Annotated in this window: 18 protein-coding genes; 11 read left to right on the forward strand and 7 right to left on the reverse strand. The window is 47.3% G+C overall.

Annotated features, from left to right (window positions below; genetic code table 11):
- Genes wecB through QWY27_RS11640 form a run of 7 tightly spaced genes read right to left on the reverse strand, consistent with a single transcriptional unit; the run spans nt 1 to nt 9,142 of the window.
- Nucleotides 1–1,134 (reverse strand): non-hydrolyzing UDP-N-acetylglucosamine 2-epimerase, encoded by a 1,134-nt coding sequence (wecB, locus tag QWY27_RS11610; protein WP_290198532.1) that lies wholly within the window; start codon nt 1,132–1,134, stop codon nt 1–3.
- Nucleotides 1,131–2,243, reverse strand: coding sequence for a UDP-2-acetamido-2,6-beta-L-arabino-hexul-4-ose reductase (wbjC, locus tag QWY27_RS11615; RefSeq protein ID WP_290198533.1), 1,113 nt, complete (start codon nt 2,241–2,243; stop codon nt 1,131–1,133). Before wbjC ends, wecB begins: the two co-directional genes overlap by 4 nt.
- Before the next feature lies 1 nt (nt 2,244).
- On the reverse strand, nt 2,245–3,279 hold the full coding sequence (locus QWY27_RS11620; RefSeq protein ID WP_290198534.1) for a polysaccharide biosynthesis protein: 1,035 nt from the start codon (nt 3,277–3,279) through the stop codon (nt 2,245–2,247).
- A gap of 20 nt (nt 3,280–3,299) precedes the next feature.
- Nucleotides 3,300–4,505 carry a glycosyltransferase family 4 protein gene (locus QWY27_RS11625; RefSeq protein WP_290198535.1) on the reverse strand — a complete coding sequence of 402 codons (1,206 nt, stop codon included), beginning with the start codon at nt 4,503–4,505 and terminating at the stop codon, nt 3,300–3,302.
- The gene (locus QWY27_RS11630; RefSeq protein ID WP_290198536.1) at nt 4,471–5,451 is read right to left on the reverse strand and encodes a methyltransferase domain-containing protein; all 981 of its coding nucleotides are present in this window, start codon (nt 5,449–5,451) and stop codon (nt 4,471–4,473) included. Before QWY27_RS11630 ends, QWY27_RS11625 begins: the two co-directional genes overlap by 35 nt.
- 32 nt (nt 5,452–5,483) lie before the next feature.
- Nucleotides 5,484–7,352, reverse strand: coding sequence for an asparagine synthase (glutamine-hydrolyzing) (asnB, locus tag QWY27_RS11635; RefSeq protein WP_290198537.1), 1,869 nt, complete (start codon nt 7,350–7,352; stop codon nt 5,484–5,486).
- Nucleotides 7,352–9,142 (reverse strand): FAD-dependent oxidoreductase, encoded by a 1,791-nt coding sequence (locus QWY27_RS11640; protein WP_290198538.1) that lies wholly within the window; start codon nt 9,140–9,142, stop codon nt 7,352–7,354. Before QWY27_RS11640 ends, asnB begins: the two co-directional genes overlap by 1 nt.
- Nucleotides 9,143–9,362: 220 nt before the next feature.
- Between QWY27_RS11640 and pseC the strand changes: the two genes are divergently transcribed.
- Genes pseC through QWY27_RS11695 form a run of 11 tightly spaced genes read left to right on the forward strand, consistent with a single transcriptional unit; the run spans nt 9,363 to nt 19,519 of the window.
- Nucleotides 9,363–10,544: a UDP-4-amino-4,6-dideoxy-N-acetyl-beta-L-altrosamine transaminase gene (pseC, locus tag QWY27_RS11645; RefSeq protein WP_290198539.1), complete on the forward strand. Its 1,182-nt coding sequence runs from the start codon at nt 9,363–9,365 to the stop codon at nt 10,542–10,544.
- Nucleotides 10,541–11,239, forward strand: a complete 699-nt coding sequence (gene pseF / locus QWY27_RS11650; RefSeq protein ID WP_290198540.1) for a pseudaminic acid cytidylyltransferase — start codon at nt 10,541–10,543, stop codon at nt 11,237–11,239. Before pseC ends, pseF begins: the two co-directional genes overlap by 4 nt.
- A 41-nt stretch (nt 11,240–11,280) precedes the next feature.
- Nucleotides 11,281–11,904 (forward strand): pseudaminic acid biosynthesis-associated methylase, encoded by a 624-nt coding sequence (locus tag QWY27_RS11655; protein WP_290198541.1) that lies wholly within the window; start codon nt 11,281–11,283, stop codon nt 11,902–11,904.
- A 1-nt stretch (nt 11,905) separates the two neighbouring features.
- A complete protein-coding gene (locus tag QWY27_RS11660) occupies nt 11,906–13,057 on the forward strand; it encodes an N-acetyl sugar amidotransferase (protein ID WP_290198542.1) in 1,152 nt (383 codons plus the stop codon).
- The gene (gene hisH, locus QWY27_RS11665) at nt 13,054–13,698 is read left to right on the forward strand and encodes an imidazole glycerol phosphate synthase subunit HisH (protein ID WP_290198543.1); all 645 of its coding nucleotides are present in this window, start codon (nt 13,054–13,056) and stop codon (nt 13,696–13,698) included. The genes QWY27_RS11660 and hisH overlap by 4 nt, the downstream gene beginning before the upstream one ends.
- The gene (gene wbuZ / locus QWY27_RS11670) at nt 13,692–14,477 is read left to right on the forward strand and encodes a glycosyl amidation-associated protein WbuZ (protein ID WP_290198545.1); all 786 of its coding nucleotides are present in this window, start codon (nt 13,692–13,694) and stop codon (nt 14,475–14,477) included. Before hisH ends, wbuZ begins: the two co-directional genes overlap by 7 nt.
- Nucleotides 14,474–15,604 carry a UDP-2,4-diacetamido-2,4,6-trideoxy-beta-L-altropyranose hydrolase gene (gene pseG / locus QWY27_RS11675; protein ID WP_290198546.1) on the forward strand — a complete coding sequence of 377 codons (1,131 nt, stop codon included), beginning with the start codon at nt 14,474–14,476 and terminating at the stop codon, nt 15,602–15,604. The genes wbuZ and pseG overlap by 4 nt, the downstream gene beginning before the upstream one ends.
- Entirely contained in the window at nt 15,597–16,118 is a 522-nt protein-coding gene (gene pseH, locus QWY27_RS11680) for a UDP-4-amino-4,6-dideoxy-N-acetyl-beta-L-altrosamine N-acetyltransferase (RefSeq protein WP_290198547.1), read from the forward strand. The genes pseG and pseH overlap by 8 nt, the downstream gene beginning before the upstream one ends.
- A gap of 16 nt (nt 16,119–16,134) precedes the next feature.
- Entirely contained in the window at nt 16,135–17,190 is a 1,056-nt protein-coding gene (gene pseI / locus QWY27_RS11685; protein ID WP_290198548.1) for a pseudaminic acid synthase, read from the forward strand.
- Between the two features lie 26 nt (nt 17,191–17,216).
- Nucleotides 17,217–18,491 carry a hypothetical protein gene (locus tag QWY27_RS11690; RefSeq protein WP_290198549.1) on the forward strand — a complete coding sequence of 425 codons (1,275 nt, stop codon included), beginning with the start codon at nt 17,217–17,219 and terminating at the stop codon, nt 18,489–18,491.
- 11 nt (nt 18,492–18,502) lie between these two features.
- Nucleotides 18,503–19,519 carry an acyltransferase family protein gene (locus QWY27_RS11695; protein WP_290198550.1) on the forward strand — a complete coding sequence of 339 codons (1,017 nt, stop codon included), beginning with the start codon at nt 18,503–18,505 and terminating at the stop codon, nt 19,517–19,519.
- Nucleotides 19,520–19,706: the final 187 nt, after the last annotated feature.

Here is a 19,706-nt window from a genome sequence, read left to right on the forward strand (position 1 = left end):
TTAATATTTTTTCCAAACGACGCGGTTTACGTAGTCGGTATAGCTGTGAATTAATCGGACGACTTTCTCGGACACATTCAGCGCCTCGTAGTCCGAGACATGTTTTGTCGCCTGAATGTTCGAGGGCGTACTGTCTAAAATAGATAAACCTTGCCGAATGCGCTCGATCTCAAGTCCAACCATCATGACAGCGGCTTCTTCCATGCCCTCAGGCCGTTCATGTGCCTCGCGCAAATTTAATGCGGGAAATCCTAAAATCGAGGACTCCTCTGTAATCGTACCGCTATCGGACAGAACTGCCTTCGCATCCAGTTGTAGTTTGACATAATCGTGAAAACCAATTGGTTTCATGATGTTGATGAGTGGATGAAAGACCACTTTATTTTCATCACATTTTTTCTTAGTTCTTGGGTGGCAAGAGACAATCACAGGGAGTTGATATTCTTGTGCAAGCGTATTCAGTACGTTCACGAGCTTATGAAATGAAGCAGGGGCGTCAATATTTTCTTCGCGATGGGCACTCACAACAAAATATTTTTTCTTGCTTAACTGCATGAGAGATAAGACTGGAGAGGTTTGGATCCTGTCTTTGTAAAAATTGAGAACCTCCGCCATTGGGCTACCCGTTTTGATCACCAAATCAGGCGGACATCCTTCGCGCAAGAGATATTCACGGGCAATGCTGCTGTAGGTCAGATTGACATCCGCGGTATGATCAACAATCCTGCGGTTGATTTCTTCGGGCACGCGCTGATCAAAACAACGATTGCCTGCTTCCATGTGAAAGACGGGGATTTTTTGTCTTTTTGCGGGGATGACGGAGAGACAGCTATTCGTATCTCCTAAAATCAGCATCGCCTCAGGGCGAACTTCTTTTAACAAAGGGTCCATCGCGCTGATAATATTTCCGATGGTCTGAGAGGCGCTGGCGCTTGCCGCTGCAGCATCTAGAAAATAATCAGGCTTTCGAATGCCTAAATCCTCAAAGAAGACTTGGCTAAGTTCGTAATCATAATTTTGACCCGTATGAACGAGGATATGATCGCAAGTCTCATCCAGGCGAGCCAGGACACGAGACAGTCGAATAATCTCAGGCCGTGTCCCAACAACCGTCATGACCTTGAGTTTTTTCATTTTGTGGCCTTCATGCTGGTCGTGTCTGGGCGTTGAGGGTCAAACACTTCATTTGTCCAAAGCATGACAATCAAATCTTCGTTTCCGACATTGGTGATGTCATGCGCCCAACCAGGTATTGTTTCAATAATCTGATATTTCTGGTCACTACAGCTTATCTCAACAGTCTCATTTGTTAATAAGTGTTTGAAGCCAAAACGGGCAGAGCCTTTGATAATCAAAAACTTTTCAGTTTTTGTATGGTGGTAGTGCCCACCACGTGTGACACCGGGCCGAGCAGTAAAAAAAGAGAACTGTCCCGAGTCGCGGGTTTTGAGCATTTCTACGAATGTACCCCGCTGATCGGAATGGCTAGGGATTAAATACGAAAATTCATCCGTCGGCAGATAGCTAATATACGTGGAATACAACGCACGAGTAAACCCAACGCCGGTACGATCTGTGAGGAGTTGTTTGCGTTCCTGACTAAAGCGCTGGACCTGCGCGGCAAGGTCCTCAACCGATACCTGATAGACAGGCTTGACCACGGGCCAGGCAAGGCCTTGAGGTGGATGGGTCAAGGTCTCAATCAAGGCATTCACAACGTCATCGATATACACGAGGTTGAGTTGCCTAGACCCATCATGAATCTGTATGGGCAAATGATGGGCGATATTGTGGCAAAAAGTTGCTACTACAGAGTTGTAGTTGGGCTTACACCATTTTCCAAAAACATTTGGCAAGCGAAAGATTGACACAGGATTGCCTGTGTCCAGGGCGAGTTTTTCAGCGGCAATTTCGGCCTGCTTTTTAGAGCTGCCGTAGGGGTTGTCGATCATCGCCTGAGTTGATGAGGTCAGGAGCAGTGCAATAGTACGCCCAGAGTCTTTAATGCACTGACAAACCGTTTCAGTGAGTTCGGTATTGCCAGAAAAAAACTCAGCCTGATCAGTCGGTCGATTGATACCTGCTAAATGTATCACTGCATCAGCAAGCATTACTTTTTGTCGCAAGACCTCGAGTGACTCGCCACGGTCAAAAGTTAAAACCTCAAGCTCTCTCTTTTCAGAAAGCCGCACGGATAAATTTTTTCCAATGAATCCCTTTGAGCCTGTGATCAAAATGCGCATTTCAATCCTCTGGAATAGCAGACTCACCCTGAGATATGGCCTGGATAAAATTAATCTTACGCAGTAGCTGGCTCATCCTAGCGACATCGAGCTGCTCGGCATTGTGAGAGTGGTAGTCTTCGGCGGCTGTGATGCGTGTTTCACCCTGCTCGACAAATTTCCCATAATTTAAGTCTCTCAAATCAGGTGGCAAGCGGAAATAGTCACCTAAGTCCTCTGCGGAGGCCATTTCTTCTCGGCTGCCCAGCGTTTCATACACTTTTTCACCATGTCTTGTGCCGATGATTTTAATCGGATGGTTAGGCTTATTCATGACTAAACACATAGCACGCGCGAGGGTCTCAATCGTTGCAGCAGGCGATTTTTGGACAAAAATATCTCCGTTTTTTGCATGCTTAAAGGCAAAGAAAACAAGATCGACCGCATCATCAAGCGTCATCATGAAGCGCGTCATGGAGGGATCAGTGATCGTAATGGGCTGACCCGATAGGATTTGCTCAGCGAAGAGGGGGATGACAGATCCTCTCGATGCCATCACATTGCCATAACGTGTGCCGCAGATCACCACGTTGGAGGAGCCAACACCCCGTGATTTGGCGATCATCACTTTTTCCATCATGGCCTTTGAGATCCCCATGGCGTTGATGGGGTAGACCGCTTTATCCGTGCTCAAGCAAATGACACGTTGAACGTGATGTTTAATGGCCGCTTCAAGTACATTGTCTGTGCCAAGGATATTGGTTTTGACAGCTTCGAGCGGATGGAATTCGCAAGAAGGGACCTGTTTCAGTGCGGCCGCATGAAAAATAAAATCGACGCCGCGCGTGACATTGTCAACGCTTTGAGGATCCCGGACATCTCCCAAATAAAATTTAATTTTTGGGTTATTTAAGCGTCTGCGCAGGTCGTCTTGTTTCTTTTCATCACGGCTAAAAATGCGGATTTCAGCTAAGTCGGTATGAACAAATTTGCTTAATACAGAACTACCAAATGAGCCCGTGCCCCCGGTAATGAGTAAAGTTTTGTTGGTCAACATAAGGGAGTCCTAAGGCAAAATTAACTGTATTTTCGAAAAGAATGCTGCTGGGCCATCATGGATAGAAATGCGAAGGTTTCTTTGGCACAGCGCTGCCATGAAAACTGTTGAACACGCGTGTAGCTTTTGGCCGCGTTATGCATTCTGAGCTCAGGCGAGTGTATAAGCGTTTCTAGCGCACGTGCGATCTCTACAGGGTTTGTTGGGTCAAAATACACCCCCGCATCACCGAGCACCTCGGGCATAGGGCCCTTATTCGATGCAGCGATCGGCAATCCAGCCGCCATAGTTTCAAGCAAAATGTTAGGCATATTTTCACAGCTGGACGCAAAAACACCCAAATCAGCTTGAGCGTAAATATGATGCAATTCTTGATAGTTCACGGCGCCGTGATAGTGGATCCACGTGCCCTCGGGGTCATGCGCCGCCATACTTTGTTTTAATGTCTCGAGTGCCGGTGCATAGGCAGGTCCGACCAGATTGAGAGCCAGACAAATGCCTTTTTTGCGCAACAGGGCTGCTGCCTCTACCACACACCACTGATGCTTGTATTGGTCAATGATAGACACGTACAGTAATTGGTAGGGGTTGCCTGGCCTATATTCAGTGATGTTTTTTTGAACTTTTGGGGCACGTAGAAACCTCGAATCCAGCCCATGAGAAATATGCGTCACGACGCCTTTTAATCGGCCTGTGACGCGGGTGACCGCCGATTTTGCATAGGCTGTCAAAAAAATGACGCCATCCGCTGCACGCAAGGAGCGTGTTTGACCAAAGCGTAACAGCCTGAGCTTTAAGCCCATCATCGAAAGGCCATAGCGGTTCATTTCTACAGTCTCAAAGGGGAGCAAGTTTCGACTCATTGTCACGACAGGTCTGAATGAACTGGAAAAACTACCTCCAGGGACAAACAATATTGAACAATTTTCCTTTTTTAATAACGAAGTGAGTGTAAAACATTGCCAAAATAATCGAGAGATCAAGCCGCCATCTAGCGCAGGCAGGGCACGCTTGATCAGCCAGGGCCGATTTTCTATCTGTGAAAGCGTTGACGACCCACCAAACACAACCACTTTGGATACACCCTGTTCAGTAGGGTCGGCTGCGCGCAATATTTCAATCAAGTGCGTGACACCACCGCCACGTCTTAGGTTTGAAGCATCGATGCCAATGGTGATGTCTGAGGACAAATTACTTCCTCCCGCGCGCGACGAGATGGCTTGCACGAAGTATTTCAATATGCTTGAGTCCCGCTTCAATCATCCAGGCCTCTGCCGTGGAGGCACTTTGGGGCTGATCATACTGAGGCGATAGCCAGTCAAAGGTGTCTAGCAGGGCCCATTCTTTCTTTTGTTGTGGGGAGAGTCCAATCCCATCAAAATGATTGGCAACGGGCACGATCCTTTTTAGTAAAGATCCGATCGCCGGCACGTTTCCAAGGAGGTCGCTGAGCTTTAGCATGCCGGGTACTGTTTTTTGCAACGTGGCAAACAGGGTGGCTTTTGACATTCTCTTAGTCAAAGGTCTTAAGAAATGCCTGGGATTTAAGGCGCCTTTGAGAGACTTTTCATAGTAGTCGACACACAAAAAGCCGTTGGGTGCGACCATAGGAGGCAAGGACGCAAAGGCCTTATGCACATCGGGGGTATGTTGAAGAACCCCTAACGAATAGACATAGGTAAACGTGTTTGTAGCAAAGGGTAAAGAATAGATATCCCCTTGAACGACATGAAGATTTGGGTGGTGTTTTAAGTTTAGAAAGCACGCATCCACAGCACTTGAATAGTCCAGGGCCACAACATGTGCTCCAGCTTCGAGGGCAATCTCAGCAAATCGTCCCGCACCGCATCCCACATCAAGTACCCACTTTCCCTTTAAATCCGAAGCAGACCATCCTGTCGCTTTCCAAAAGCGGTTAAACGAAACTTTGCAACCCGAATAGCTATCGAGCTGGGTTTGGCGGAAATGATTCCATTGCATGCCAAAATTGTCTGCATAATTGCTCTGGGGGACAAAACGGGGAATGCCTCTCATCACCGGGTATGAAAACTTGCCGTCTCCTGTCGCGAGCTTGCCTTCGACGATTTCTGTGTCAGAGGAAGGGGCAGGATGCAGGACGAGGCCTTGTCCTGAGACTGGGCAGCGCAGCAATTTGAGCAGCTCTTGTTTCATTCAACGTACCTTATGTATTTAAAGCAATACTTTTAAAGCGATACTTCGTATTCTCTGCGCCAGATCTCAAACATGACCAGTGAAAACAAGCGTTGGCTATTGCCTCGTCCACGATCCTGCCCTTTAAGGAGTCCTGAGATTGTTTTTTGATCAAAGAGGCCATCTGATCTTTCCAAAATATCATAGAACAACTCGCGCATCTCCCCCCCTTTGAGCCATTGCGCCAAGGGGATGGAAAATCCCTGCTTGCGCTGACGATCAAACTCAGGGGGCAACAATTTTTCACACAGTTGTTTGAGGATGATTTTTTTATCTGTCTCCGTTGTTTTGAGTCGAGTCGGTACGCGGCCAAAGGCAAACTCAATGACACGATGATCTAAAAATGGGGCGCGCACCTCAAGCGAGTTCAACATACTCGCACGATCCACCTTGACTAGGATGTCTTCGGCCAGATAGTTTTGAAAATCCATGCGCGTCACACGCTGGATGAGGTCTGGATGAACAGGCACGCGCTGACTCAAAATATTTTCCGCTACGGTTTGCCAGCCTGGATAACGGGCCATCAGGCTTTTGCGTGTCGTTTGATCAAAGAGACCCGAAATCAGGGGTAAGCCCGTCTCTAGATTTTCTCCAAGACTTTGGAACCAATTTCTACCTCTGAGGCCAACTGGTAAAAGTTTTTCTGAGGCGATTGAAACCAAGCGCCTCAGGCCTTGCGGTACATAGCCAAGGCGTTTTTGCAGCCAGATCAAACGGCTGTAATAACCGTAGCCACCAAATAACTCGTCACCGCCGTCTCCACCGAGGGCCACAGTACAACTCTTCCGAACTAGTTGGCTGACAAGAAAAGTGGGAATCATTGAGGAGTCAACCATTGGCTCATCAAACTGTCTGGCGAGCCGGACGAGTAAATCTGCACCTGAGGGCTCGGGCACAAGTTCGGTGTGTTTTGTACCAAAATGCTTTGCCACGAGGCGGGCGTGCTCGGTCTCATCGTATGCCCCATGACCAGGAAAACCTACGCTATAGGTTTGCACATTGCTCGAGGAGCGCACAGCCAACGCAGTGACTAGGCTTGAGTCCACGCCACCGCTCAGCAAGATCCCGACAGGGACATCAGCCACGAGCTGTCTGCGAACTGAGTCCTCAAGGAGCTGCTCAAGCTCATTGAGCAGCTCTGCGTCGGAGGTCGGACTATCATCCGATGCATACTCAAGCTCAGGAAGCTGCCAATAGCGCCATGTTTTGTGTTTGCCGGTTTTTAGATCAAAGAGTTGCGCGTGGGCGGGAGGGAGTTTGTTGAATCCCTCCAGTATGCAACGCTCGCCAGGTACCGATCCAAAAGAGAGGTAGCAGTCGACAGATTCGCGATTGATCCGCCTTGGAATAGACCGATCCTCTAACAATCCCTTCAGTTCGGAGGCAAACCGAACCTCACCTTGAGCCTGATACAGATAAAGGGGTTTTTCGCCAGCGCGATCCCGCGATAAAAATAAGGTTTGTTTGAGAGCGTCATAAAGTGCAAACGCAAACATGCCGTTTAAGCGGGTCAGGCAGTCCGTTCCCCACACCTTGTACGCAGCAAGAATGACCTCTGTATCGGAGTGCGAGACAAAGGTGATCCCTTTCGCAATCAGCTCCTTGCGCAAATCCTCAAAATTATAGATTTCCCCGTTAAAGACGATGGTGAGCTGTTGGCTCGGGTCTTGCATTGGCTGATGACCCGCAGCAGACAAATCAATGATGGACAGTCTTCGTTGGGCGAGTCCCACTTGACCGCTGTCAGACCACCATAGGCCCGCATCATCTGGTCCGCGGTGCGTCATGGCGTTCCTGCCGGACAGCAGCCACTCTCTGCGCTGGACAGGGCGCAACGATGCTATGCCAATGATGCCGCACATTACAACTGACCCTCATCCAATATTGCCCTAGCCGCCCTCGCGGCCGCCACCGAGTGGCATATTTTGCCCGCAAAAATCCCAATCCTTTGTGGGGCAAGTAAGTGAATCACAGTCGGACGTGCATCATCCTCATCACGATAGGGCAAGACCGTTCGAACTGTAAACATTGATCCGATATGGTCTGAGGCCTCAATGCCAGGGAAAAACTCTTTGGCGGACTCAAGAAATTCTTTCACTTTGCTCATTGGTGGATTTTTAACCACGCCTTTGTTGAGGACCGCCTCGTATCCTGGCAATATCTCAGGCGCGAAACCCGTACTAGCGTGGTGAATGGCATGGACTACATTACCCATGACATGGTAAGGGGTATTTGAGTAGGGGTCGATGCAAAGAAAAGGGCCATCCAAAATAACGATACTGCGTCCCCGGTATTGTTCAGGCAATTGGAAGATAGGCTTTTCAACCAATTCAAACTGATAAGAGGATGATTTTTCAGCAAAAGTATTTTGACGGGAGTATGTGGCAATAATAGCGCCGTCATAATCATCCAGTAGGGAACTCGTGGCTTGGACTCCACATTTGACCGTCACACCCGAGCCAAATAATCGATTGGCAACAATATCTTTTATTTTGACTGGGTCAAAGAGGTCCTCCCGAACCCTAACCGTTAAATCAGTATTCGGTAAGCTTTCAACGACTTCATATTCAAGTTTGTGACGATTTAAGAAATCAAGATATTGGCTGGCACTGGTTTTGGAATCCCGTGAGGCAATTGCATATAGACTTTCTTTGACCTGATTGCGCATAATCGCTTGGCCATAACTTTTCTCAAACAAAGGAATGGCGTCTAAACACTCACTGACCGTCGCGTCAGAGCGGGGATAATGATAACCACGATGGACGCGATACTGATTAATCGCGGAAGCTTCTTGAATGATGTCCTTTTGCTTTTCAAGCAAATCGACCTGATAGCCCGCAGCGGACAGCTCTAGCGCTGCCGTACAACCAAAAAGGCCGGCGCCAACTACCGCGATGCGAGGCTGTAGATGTTTTTTTAATTCAGTGAGTTGTTGTAACACCCACAAGGCAGTCGAGTTATTTTCATAAAAATTGGCGTTGCCGGAAAATATGTACTCGAGCATAGCTTTTATTGCCATGCCAGTATTGGGTTCAATCTCTATATCCAAAAAGATATGTTTAGCTAGGCTGGCATAATCTTCGTACTTCGCACAAATCGTTGTGCCACTATATTTAAAAGTAAAATCCAAAAGTGCTGGTTTTTTGCTTGTAACAATAATATTATCAATATTGCTATTGTCGTTGGTCACTCGATTTAATAAATAAAGATGATGGTATGTCAAGCGATCTAATAATGCACCTGATTTACCGGTTGTTTTGCTCCAATTAATATTTTCTTTTGATTTCAAATTTTTAGGTAAGGCAATATCATTCCGAAATAAAAATACATCGTCAATATATAAATGCGTATTATTTTTTTTTGCAGTGGATATTAAGTTTTCGAGCGATAAAATAGAAAGTGTCGGAGGCTTTTCTAAAAAAACATTCACCCCTGCGCTTAAAAAATATTTTGCTTGCTCATAATGATATAAATTAGGCGACGCAATAAATACCCAGTCAACGATTTGTTCGGGCCATTCGCAGTCACTGCCTCTGCGTTCCCAGGCAATCTCCCCAAATGCTGTCAAATATTTAATTAACTTAGAGCCGAAACTCCCGCCTGAGCCAATGATCCCAAATTTCATTTTTTTTGAATTGTTCGTCGAAGGCATTCGGTCAAGCTCTCAAAGATATGCTTTATGGGTAAAGCCTGCATAGCGCGTACTACTGCGAAAAACAGTATAGTAATCGCTTTCGAAAAAGTAGGCTTGAATTTGGTGCACGCTATTATTTCGTAAGCCATAATTTTGTTGTGGTGCGGCTCAATGACTATGGGAAAAACTGTTAGGATAAAATGCTTTTGTTGAGTATAAAACCAGAGGAAGCTCTAAATTGAGACGGTCTGAACCTATTATCCCTTACGGTCGTCAAGACATCTCACAAGCTGACATTGATGCGGTCGTAGAAGTTCTGCGCTCTGAGTTTCTGACACAAGGACCAAAAGTCCCGCTTTTTGAACAAAGTGTTTCAACATACTGCGGTGCGAAATATGCGGTGGCCGTCAACAGTGCCACTTCGGCCTTACACATTGCCTGTATGGCACTTGAGGTGGGCCCTGGAGACTGGCTTTGGACTAGCCCTATTACGTTTGTTGCATCTGCTAATTGTGGACTGTATTGTGGTGCAAAAATTGATTTTGTTGACATCGACCCACGCACCTGCAACATGTGTCCTCAGGCACTTGAAAGCAAGTTATTGATTGCCGAACGTGAAGGTCGTCTACCCAAAGTGGTGGTGCCTGTGCACCTGTGTGGTCAGTCTGCGGATATGCGCGCGATTCACTTACTTGCCCAACGCTTTGGCTTCAAGATTATCGAGGATGCCTCCCATGCGATCGGAGGCAAGTATCGGGGTGAGCCCGTCGGTAACTGCCGATATAGTGACATTACTGTCTTTAGTTTTCACCCTGTCAAGATCATCACGACCTGCGAAGGTGGTATGGCCATGACTAATAATCCCGAATTAGCGAGTCGGATGAATCGACATCGCAGTCATGGGATTACCGGCGATGCGAATAAAATGCATGCCAGACCTGCAGACGAAATCTGGAACTATCAGCAGATTAGTCTGGGCTTTAATTATCGAATGACCGATGTACAGGCCGTTTTAGGCTTGAGCCAGATGACCCGACTAGACGAATTTGTGCGCCAACGTCAGGCTATCGCCAAACGTTATGACTCAGCCTTGGCGGATCTGCCTTTAAAGACTCCATGGCAGCATCCTGATAGCTACTCTAGTTATCATTTATATCCGATTAGACTCAAGCTTGTTGACGGTGAGCTCACTCAGCGCAAAGCGTATGATGCGCTGCATGGACAAGGCATTCTCGTTAACCTGCACTACATTCCTGTCTACCGTCAGCCTTATTATGAAGCGATGGGTTTCAAGCAAGGATATTGTCCAGAGTCAGAGCAATACTTTAGAGAAGCATTGAGTATTCCCATGTTCTCTGCGATGACGCCAGAGCAAGAAAATGACGTTGTTCGCTGTCTGCGTGAAATGCTGGACGCATGAAGATCGCTGTGATTCCTGCCCGTGGCGGCAGCAAACGCATACCGCGGAAAAACATCAAATTTTTTTGTAATAAACCGATGATCGCCTGGTCGATCAAGGCCGCTCATGCTTCCGGGTTGTTTGATCATGTCGTCGTGTCAACCGATGATGCTGAGATCGCAGAAGTCGCAAAACTGTATGGAGCAGAGGTTCCGTTTATGCGTCCTGCTTCGCTTTCCGACGACCATACAGGAACCTCGCCGACGATCGCGCACGCGATCCAATGGTATCGCGAGCAAGGCTATCAGCCAGACCCGGTTTGCTGCATTTATGCGACGGCCCCCTTTGTGATGGCCTCTGATCTGCAGACAGGTTTGCAGCGACTGACGCAGACGGGGTCAGACTTTGTTTTTTCCGCCACGAGCTATGCTTTTCCTATTCAGCGCGCTATCAGATTAAACAGCAAGGATCGTGTTGAGATGTTTCAACCTGAGAGCTTTAGTACGCGCTCACAAGACTTGCCCGAGGCGCTTCATGATGCGGGCCAGTTTTACTGGGGCAGGGCAAGTGCATGGCTATCTGGGCAAGTGATCTTTGGTCCACAATCTTCGGTGGTACGCGTCCCTCGACACCGCGTCCAAGACATTGATACTTTTGAGGACTGGACACACGCGGAGTATCTGTTTCGCATCATGACTCAAGAGCGCGATCGTTGAGACGCGAATAGTCAACATAGATTCATCAGTGGAGTGCAAGAATGAGTTTTAAAACTGAGCAAGAAGCATTTTGGGCCGGAGCATTCGGCACCGAATACATACAGCGCAATCAAGGTGATGCGTTGCTCGCCTCGAATCTCGATTTTTTCGCTAAGGCACTGCGCGCCACGCGTCATGTGCGATCATGCATCGAGTTTGGCGCCAATATCGGAATGAATTTAAAGGCGCTCAAGTTGCTGCATCCAACCCAAGAGCAGCACGGGATTGAAATTAATGCCGAGGCTGCGCGTGAGCTCTCAAAAGTGATTCCAGCCGCGCATGTTCATCAAACTTCAATTTTAGATTTTGAGCCCACTCAAACCTGGAACTTGGTTCTCATCAAGGGTGTACTCATTCACATGAACCCGGACGTGTTGAATCAGGTGTATGACAAGCTTGTGGCGTCAACGGATCGTTACTTGATGGTTGCGGAGTATTACAACCCGGCACCGGTTGCGATTCCTTATCGTGGACACACCGATCGACTGTTCAAGCGGGACTTTGCAGGCGAAATCATGGAGCGTTACCCACACATGGCGCTGATTGACTATGGTTTTGCATATCGACGTGATCCTAATTTTCCACAGGACGATATCACTTGGTTTTTGATGGAAAAGCGAGGTTGATATGCTGACATATTGCAAACACTGTGTGATGCCGGATACCAAGCCCGACTTGTTTCTCGATGATGCGGGTATTTGTAACGCTTGCCGTAGTTACGAAAAGCGCAAGGAAGTTGATTGGGAGGCTCGCCATGCGGAGCTCCTTCAGTTGCTTGAGAAATACCGTCGTCCAAACGGCAGCCATTGGGACTGCATTGTGCCAGTCAGTGGCGGGAAAGATAGTACGTATCAAGTCGTCCGAATGTTGCAGCTGGGGCTTAATCCCTTGTGCGTAACTTCAACGACCTGCGACTTGTCCGAACTCGGTCGACAAAATATTGAAAATATTAAAAGTCTGGGCGTTGACTATGTAGAGATCTCGCCTAACCCAAAGATTCGTGCCAAACTCAACCGAATTGGCTTGACTCAGGTCGGGGACATCTCTTGGCCAGAGCATGTGGGTATTTTTACCATCCCTGTGCGTGCCGCGGTGCAATTCAATATTCCGTTGATTGTGTGGGGTGAAAACTCTCAAAATGAATATGGCGGTCCTGCAGCCGCTGCTGAAAACAGCGTGTTGAATCGACGTTGGCTTGAGGAGTTTGGCGGTCTATTGGGCATGCGTGTCTCTGATCTGATCGGTATAGAAGGTATTGAGGCTAAACACCTGCTTTGTTATACCTACCCCAGTGACGAAGAGCTCTCTCGGGTGGGCGTGACCGGACTTTTTCTCGGTCACTACTTGCCCTGGGATGGTTTGGCCAACACATTGATTGCGCAGGCGAATGGCTTTAAAACCTACGACAAAGTTGTAGAAGGCTCGATGGTGAATTATGAAAACCTGGACAATCACCAGACAGGTATTCATGACTATTTCAAATACCTCAAGTTTGGTTTTGGTCGAGCGACTGATCTGGCTTGTCTGCACATTCGACGTGGCAGGATTACGCGGCAGGACGGACTCGAGGCCGTCAAACGTTTGGATGGAAAGTTTCCGTGGGAATATCTCGGCAAATCTCTCAAAGACATCTTGCAGCCACTGGATATGAGCGTTGATGAGTTTGTTCGCTTATGCGACAAGTTCACCAATAAAAAGATTTTCAAGCGCGATACAAGTGGTGCGCTACAGAAAGATCGTGATGGCAATCTAACTAAGATCAACGACGACAACATATGAAAGTTGGGGTGATTGATTACGGGGTGGGTAATCTAGGATCGGTGATGCGCGCGCTCGAAGAGTTACAGATTCACCCTGTCCTAGCCACACGTACCAAAGATCTCGGCACCGTGGACCGCTTGATATTGCCCGGTGTTGGTAACTTTGCGGATTGCGCCAGGCTTTTAAAAGAAGGTCTATGGTTTGAGGCCTTGCGCGATGAAGTGATGGGTAACAACAAGCCCTTATTAGGTGTTTGCGTTGGCATGCAGTTGTTAGCCTCTTGCAGTACTGAGGGGGCATCAGATGATGCGCCTGAGGGTACGCCGGGCTTAGGATTCATTCCTGGTCGCGTGGTGCATTTGGGTAGTTTGGGTTGTACCTTGCGTATTCCCCATGTGGGCTGGAATGCTGTGACGCCTTGTGATGCCAACGCCAGTCTTTTTGAAAACATCCCAGCAGAGACTGATTTTTATTTTGTGCATAGTTATGCATTTGTGCCAGATAACCCAGCGCATATTTTAGCGACGACGGATTATGGTGGCTCGATTACAGCCGCGGTCCAATGCGGTCATCTTTGGGGGACGCAGTTTCATCCAGAAAAAAGCTCACGCGCAGGTTTTCGATTGTTGCGTAATTTTATCGAGGGACGTGCATGCTAAAAGTACGCGTGATTCCCACCCTGCTGTGGAAACAGTTTGGTCTCGTCAAAGGCGTCGGCTTTGAAAGCTGGCGTCGTGTCGGACCGGTATTGCCCGCGATCAAAGTGTATAACCAGCGGGAGGTGGATGAGCTGATACTTGTGGATATTTTGGCGCACACATCGACAGATGATCCGGATTTTGAGTCGATTGATGAGTTCGGTCAAGATTGTTTTGTACCCTTGACCGTTGGTGGAGGCATCACCCGCATCGAACAAGTCCAAAGACTGCTTCGTGCCGGCGCTGACAAGGTCAGTGTCAATACTGCCGCTTTTGAACAACCACAATTAATCACCGAAATAGCCAAGCGCCATGGCGCACAATGTGTTGTGGCAAGCATAGATGTCCGCGCGGAGCCTCACGGTCGTTGGCAATGTTTTAGTCATGCCGGCACTCGGCCGACGGACCGGGACGTGTGTGACTGGGCGAGAGAGATGGAGGATCGCGGTGCAGGCGAAATTTTAGTCACGTCCATTGAGCGAGACGGGACCATGCAGGGCTACGATCTCGCGCTCATTGAGACTGTGACCGCGGCAGTCAAAATCCCCGTGATTGCTTCGGGTGGTGCGGGTAACTATCAGCACATGGTCGATGCGGTCAAACAGGCGGGGGCCTCAGCGGTTGCGGCAGCAAGTATATTCCACTTTACTGAAAACACCCCTGCAGGAGCCAAGGCTGCATTGGCGGCGGCCGATGTGCCTGTTCGCAAACCCTTTGTGGGCGGGCTTGAGTCAAGATGACACTGGGATTTTGCTTTCGCGTCGATGCCTCTTTACACATCGGTACGGGTCACCTCATGCGTTGCGTGACGCTCGCCGAGGCCCTGAGACAGCACGGCGCACACTGCCATTTTATTTGCCGTAACCATCCAGGTCACTTGTTAGAGTTTGTTCGTCAATGCGGCTTTACGTTGACTGCGCTCTCAACAGAGCCTTTGATTTCGACCGTTGCGCGAGGTGTGGACGAAGACCCTTCCGCGCCTGTGCATGCAGAGTGGCTCGGTTGCCGTTGGGAAACCGATGCAGAGCAAACGCGTGAGGTGTTGAGCGCGATTGAGCCGGACTGGCTCGTGGTTGATCATTACGCGCTCGATCATCGTTGGGAACAAGCATTACAGTCACACTATCGAAAACTGATGGTGATTGACGACCTTGCGGATCGCCCTCATCAATGCGATCTTTTAATCGACCAAAACTTAGGGCGACAAGCCGCAGACTATAAAAATCTAGTGCCTTCCGATTGCAAGGTGCTTGCGGGACCCCGCTATGCGCTTTTACGACCAGAGTTTTCTGCGTTGCGCGCCTATAGTTTGCAGCGTCGTCTGCAGCGTCGCCAGCAGCCTGTCCTGAGGAATATCCTTATCACGATGGGCGGAGTAGACAAACCCAATGCGACGAGCTTAGTACTTCAGACTCTTAAACACTGTAAATTTCCGGAAGACTGTCGCATCAGCGTGATCATGGGGCAGCAGGCGCCTTGGCTTTTACAGGTTCAAGCCTTGGCTCAACAAATTCCATGGCCGACTGAAGTGCTTGTGAATATCAATGACATGGCCCAGCGCATGGCTAATAGTGATTTGGCAATTGGCGCTGCGGGCGGTACCTCTTGGGAGCGCTGTTGTTTGGGTTTGCCTGCCATGATGATTGTCCTTGCGGATAATCAAGAGCGTGGTGCGCATGCTTTACAACAGGCGAAAGCTGCTTATTTAATAGGAAGGCTCGAGGAGGTGGAGATGAAGCTGCCGATCGCAATCAATGCACTTTTATCTTCAGAGAGGTTGCATGATATGAGTCATGCTGCCGCGGAGCTCACCGATGGGCTGGGCGTTGATAGAGTGTTGACGGCGATGCGAGCGTGCGATGACTGAGCGAGACATCCGTGTATCTAGAGTTCGACCTTTGGCTTTCGCTGATTTAGAGCGTGTGCTCGCTTGGCGAAACCACTCGGAAGTCCGGCGATACATGTACACTCAACATGAAATCTCCTTGGAGGAGCATCTTCGTTGGTTTGAGCGCGTCCAAGAGGATCCACGCAAACATGTCTTGATTTACGAAGTCGACCATTTACCTCTTGGTTTTGTTCATTTCAGTGAGCTCGGAAATAGCAAAGTGGCTGACTGGGGCTACTATGCTGCACCCGATGCCCCAAAAGGTACGGGCCGCGCACTGGGACAAGCGGCACTAGATTATGCTTTTAAAGAGATCAAACTCTACAAAGTATGTGGTCAGGCTATAGGCTTTAATGAGCGCTCTATCCGGTTTCATCAAGCACTTGGCTTTCAACAAGAAGGCATTTTAAGAGACCAGCATTTTGACCGTGAGCGTTACCATGATGTCGTGTGTTTTGGTTTATTACGCCACGAGTGGCTGACCAAGCCTTGAGCAATAGGGAACATCTATGTCAAATCATCCGAGTATCACTATCGCCGGCCGACGTATCTCCATCGACCAGCCTCCCTATGTCATTGCTGAAATGTCTGCGAACCATAATGGAAGCATCGACAATGCATTAAAAATTATCACTGCGGCTAAACAAGCTGGCGCAGATGCGGTCAAGCTTCAGACTTATCGTCCCGATACGATTACGCTTAATAGTGACACCGAAGATTTTCGTATTCATGGCGGTCTATGGAATGGTCGCACGCTCTATGACCTCTATGAAGAAGCCCATATGCCTTGGGAATGGCACGCTCCGCTTTTTGAGCATGCCCGTCAACAAAACATCACCATTTTTAGCTCACCTTTTGACAAGACCGCGGTTGATTTTCTCGAGGACCTCAACGCACCTGCTTATAAGATTGCTTCATTTGAGGCAATTGATCTTCCGTTGATCAAGTACGTCGCCAGTACCGGCAAGCCTATGATCATTTCGACTGGGATGGCGAATGCACAAGAAATTCAAGAGGCGATCGATGCTGCGCACGAGGGGGGCTGTCAGGCGCTCGCGATATTACATTGCGTGAGTGGTTATCCGACGCCTGCAGAGGAGTACAGCCTGAGAACGATTCCTGATTTAATCCAACGTTTTGGACTTGTGACAGGACTCTCGGATCACACGATTGACAATACAACTGCGATTACGAGCGTTGCCTTGGGGGCGTCTATTATTGAAAAGCACTTTACGCTGAATCGTCAAGGGGGCGGACCTGATGACAGCTTTTCCTTGGAGCCCGCAGAGCTCGCGGCGCTCTGCAAGGACTGCAACACGGCATGGGCCGCACTCGGAAAGGTGGACTACAGCCTTAAATCAAGCGAGTCAGGCAATGTGAAATTCAGACGTTCGCTTTATTTCGTAAAAAATTTAAAAGCTGGGGACGTGATTACTGAAGATGCTGTCAGGAGTGTCAGGCCGGGATTTGGCTTGGCCCCAAAATATTTCTCGGATATTTTAGGCAAAAGAGTAAAAGTAGATATTGATTTAAATACTCCTATATCTTTAAAAGACATAGACTAACAAGACATCATTGGAAATACGCCTACATGAAGCTCATCATTGGATTCGATTCTTGGACGACAGGGTCGCATCATTATGAAAAACTAGTCTCTGCTTTTGAGAAAAAAGGCTATCAATTACTCTTGATTCATATTGGGTCTTGGGGGCATGATAAAAACCGCCCCACAGAAGAATATATTGGTCAATTAAAAGTCAGAGATATTAGTTATTATGCGGATCAAAGCTTTTCAGGTATTTTGAATAAAGAAAAACCAGAAGCTGTTATATTTTTGTCTACACGTGCCTTTGCGCACCAAGCGTTTAATCGCTACGCTAATCATTTAAATATCCCTACCGTTCATCTTGCACATGGTTTAGTCGGTGTCCAGGTGATTAGTGCAGACGATCCGGCCTACAAGACAAATTATCGTTCGTTATTTTCGATTTGGACGCGGCGCATTGGTAAAAATGTGACCAAATTGATGCCTTGTTATATGCGTGCCCTTATTGACACCAAGGCCACTCCCCAAGATTGGTTTGCCTTTGGCAAAGAGTTATACGATAAAGCATTCGCGAGAAATAATAATAATATCCTCGCGCCGCTCGATGCTAAAACGACGATTGGATTGGTCTACACCAAGGCAGACATTCCTTTTTTTCGTGACGGACACCATCTCGACGAGAAGGATATTTATATCGTTGGCAATCCTGACCTCATTCGTTTTGATTTGCAAAAGGAAGATTTTGGAATTGGTTTAGATCAATACTCGACTGATCATAAAGAAATTATTTATATTGATACTGCGCTTATACAAGCGGGATTGGTTTTTCACGACGAGGCAGAGTATGTCGGTCATCTCGCGAATACGCATCGACAGCTTGCCGAGCAAGGCTACCAAATGATCGTTAAGTTACATCCTTCACATGTAAATACGGGTGTTCCTGCCGCGCTCACCCAACTAGGGATCGAGATTTGTCAGAATGCTGACTTTGTCAGTCGACTCAAAAAGAGCACGGCCGCAATGGTAGAGCCTTCTAGCGCGGCCATGATTCCTGCCTTAATGGGTAAACCATTATTGTTGGTTCAGTATGATAAGTTTACTGGCCAACGTTACGGAGCTGTCCTCACAAACTATCCTCGAGCAAGATTTTTACAACAGGTTGGGGATGTGGCTAGTCTTTTAGAGGCTGAGCAAAGTGAGCTGAACCCGCAGGCATTTCAAGATTGGTTTGATGATAATTCTGGACCCTTGCCGGCACATGCTATGCCTGATCGAGTTGCTGAGACTGTGGTGCAGACGGTTGAATTGAAAATCAAATAAATGTTTTAACTGTGAATAAAAATAACTTTGATAGTGTGCGAGTTGGACTTGCTATTATTGTAGTGTTTGCTCACATCGCCGCACTTACCGAAATTGACGAATTTAAAATGTTTCAAAAAATATTTAATTCGGATTTTGCGGTCAAAGGATTCTTTGCCATTAGCGGATTTCTTGTTGCTCAAAGTTTTTTATCAAGCGATGGAATAAAGGACTATTTAGAAAAAAGAATCCGGAGAATTTACCCTGCATACTTCGGGGCTATTTTACTGTGTGTTGCGATAGGGGGGTATGCCTCCACGCTGCAACTTCACGAGTTCATGACATCAGCTGTCACTATGAAGTATGTGCTGTCAAATTTAGTTTTTTTGAATTTTTTACAATCCACGCTCCCCAATACATTTGAGTCAAATCCAATTCAAGCAATGAATGGATCCTTATGGACAATTAAAGTAGAGGTAATGCTTTATTTTTGCATTCCTCCGATGATTTATCTGTTTAGAAAGTTTGGCTCAATCAAGATTTTCACTTTAGTATTTTTTATGAGTACGGCGTGGGTGTTTTTCTTTTTATACATATTTAAAGGAAGTATTGGTGCCGAATTATCTCGGCAATTTCCAGGGCAACTTGCTTATTTTGCTTTTGGAACATTTTTGGCTATCAATCAAAAAGTTCTATCGAAATTAAAGTTAATCACAATCACATCTCTAATCCTACTCTTTTTAATCAATAATACTTACCTGAAAATTTTAATTGATCCTATTGCGTATGGTGCAGTTGTGATTTACATCGCAACATTAAAATTCAAGATCATCAATCTTGGAAAGTATGGTGATATTTCTTATGGCATATATCTATTTCATTTTCCAATCATTCAGCTACTTGTGTTGATTGGAGTCTTTAAATTAAATCTGTGGGTCGGCGTGGCATTAACTTTAAGTCTTACAATTTTTATTTCTTTGATTTCTTGGCATCTCATTGAAAAGCGATTTTTAAAAAGAAGCTCACACTACCTCATGGCAGCCAAGTAAATTCTGACACAGTCAACACTCTATTAGTTTGCGTCTTAGAGCAATTATTAGTGCGACACCTGAGGTTCCCTCTGTGTTTCGTCTACCAAAGGGATAGGTTCATGCTACCAGCTTTTCTTTTGGTTGCTGACTAAGCCAACGGTGCAGGTAATTGTTTGGCGATAAATATCCGAGAGTTGAATGCTGC

Origin of the sequence: Zwartia vadi (genome assembly GCF_030410375.1) — a bacterium.
GTDB classification, from domain to species: Bacteria; Pseudomonadota; Gammaproteobacteria; order Burkholderiales; family Burkholderiaceae_B; genus Zwartia; species Zwartia vadi.

Coding starts and splice junctions, on each gene's coding strand:
- pseI (WP_290198548.1), top strand. CDS start 16,135: ATGTCAAATCATCCGAGTATCACTATCGCCGGCCGACGTATCTCCATC.
- QWY27_RS11640 (WP_290198538.1), bottom strand. CDS start 9,142: ATGCCTTCGACGAACAATTCAAAAAAAATGAAATTTGGGATCATTGGC.
- QWY27_RS11690 (WP_290198549.1), top strand. CDS start 17,217: ATGAAGCTCATCATTGGATTCGATTCTTGGACGACAGGGTCGCATCAT.
- QWY27_RS11655 (WP_290198541.1), top strand. CDS start 11,281: ATGAGTTTTAAAACTGAGCAAGAAGCATTTTGGGCCGGAGCATTCGGC.
- asnB (WP_290198537.1), bottom strand. CDS start 7,352: ATGTGCGGCATCATTGGCATAGCATCGTTGCGCCCTGTCCAGCGCAGA.
- wbuZ (WP_290198545.1), top strand. CDS start 13,692: ATGCTAAAAGTACGCGTGATTCCCACCCTGCTGTGGAAACAGTTTGGT.
- wecB (WP_290198532.1), bottom strand. CDS start 1,134: ATGAAAAAACTCAAGGTCATGACGGTTGTTGGGACACGGCCTGAGATT.
- pseF (WP_290198540.1), top strand. CDS start 10,541: ATGAAGATCGCTGTGATTCCTGCCCGTGGCGGCAGCAAACGCATACCG.
- QWY27_RS11630 (WP_290198536.1), bottom strand. CDS start 5,451: ATGAAACAAGAGCTGCTCAAATTGCTGCGCTGCCCAGTCTCAGGACAA.
- pseG (WP_290198546.1), top strand. CDS start 14,474: ATGACACTGGGATTTTGCTTTCGCGTCGATGCCTCTTTACACATCGGT.
- wbjC (WP_290198533.1), bottom strand. CDS start 2,243: ATGCGCATTTTGATCACAGGCTCAAAGGGATTCATTGGAAAAAATTTA.
- QWY27_RS11660 (WP_290198542.1), top strand. CDS start 11,906: ATGCTGACATATTGCAAACACTGTGTGATGCCGGATACCAAGCCCGAC.
- pseH (WP_290198547.1), top strand. CDS start 15,597: ATGACTGAGCGAGACATCCGTGTATCTAGAGTTCGACCTTTGGCTTTC.
- hisH (WP_290198543.1), top strand. CDS start 13,054: ATGAAAGTTGGGGTGATTGATTACGGGGTGGGTAATCTAGGATCGGTG.
- QWY27_RS11620 (WP_290198534.1), bottom strand. CDS start 3,279: ATGTTGACCAACAAAACTTTACTCATTACCGGGGGCACGGGCTCATTT.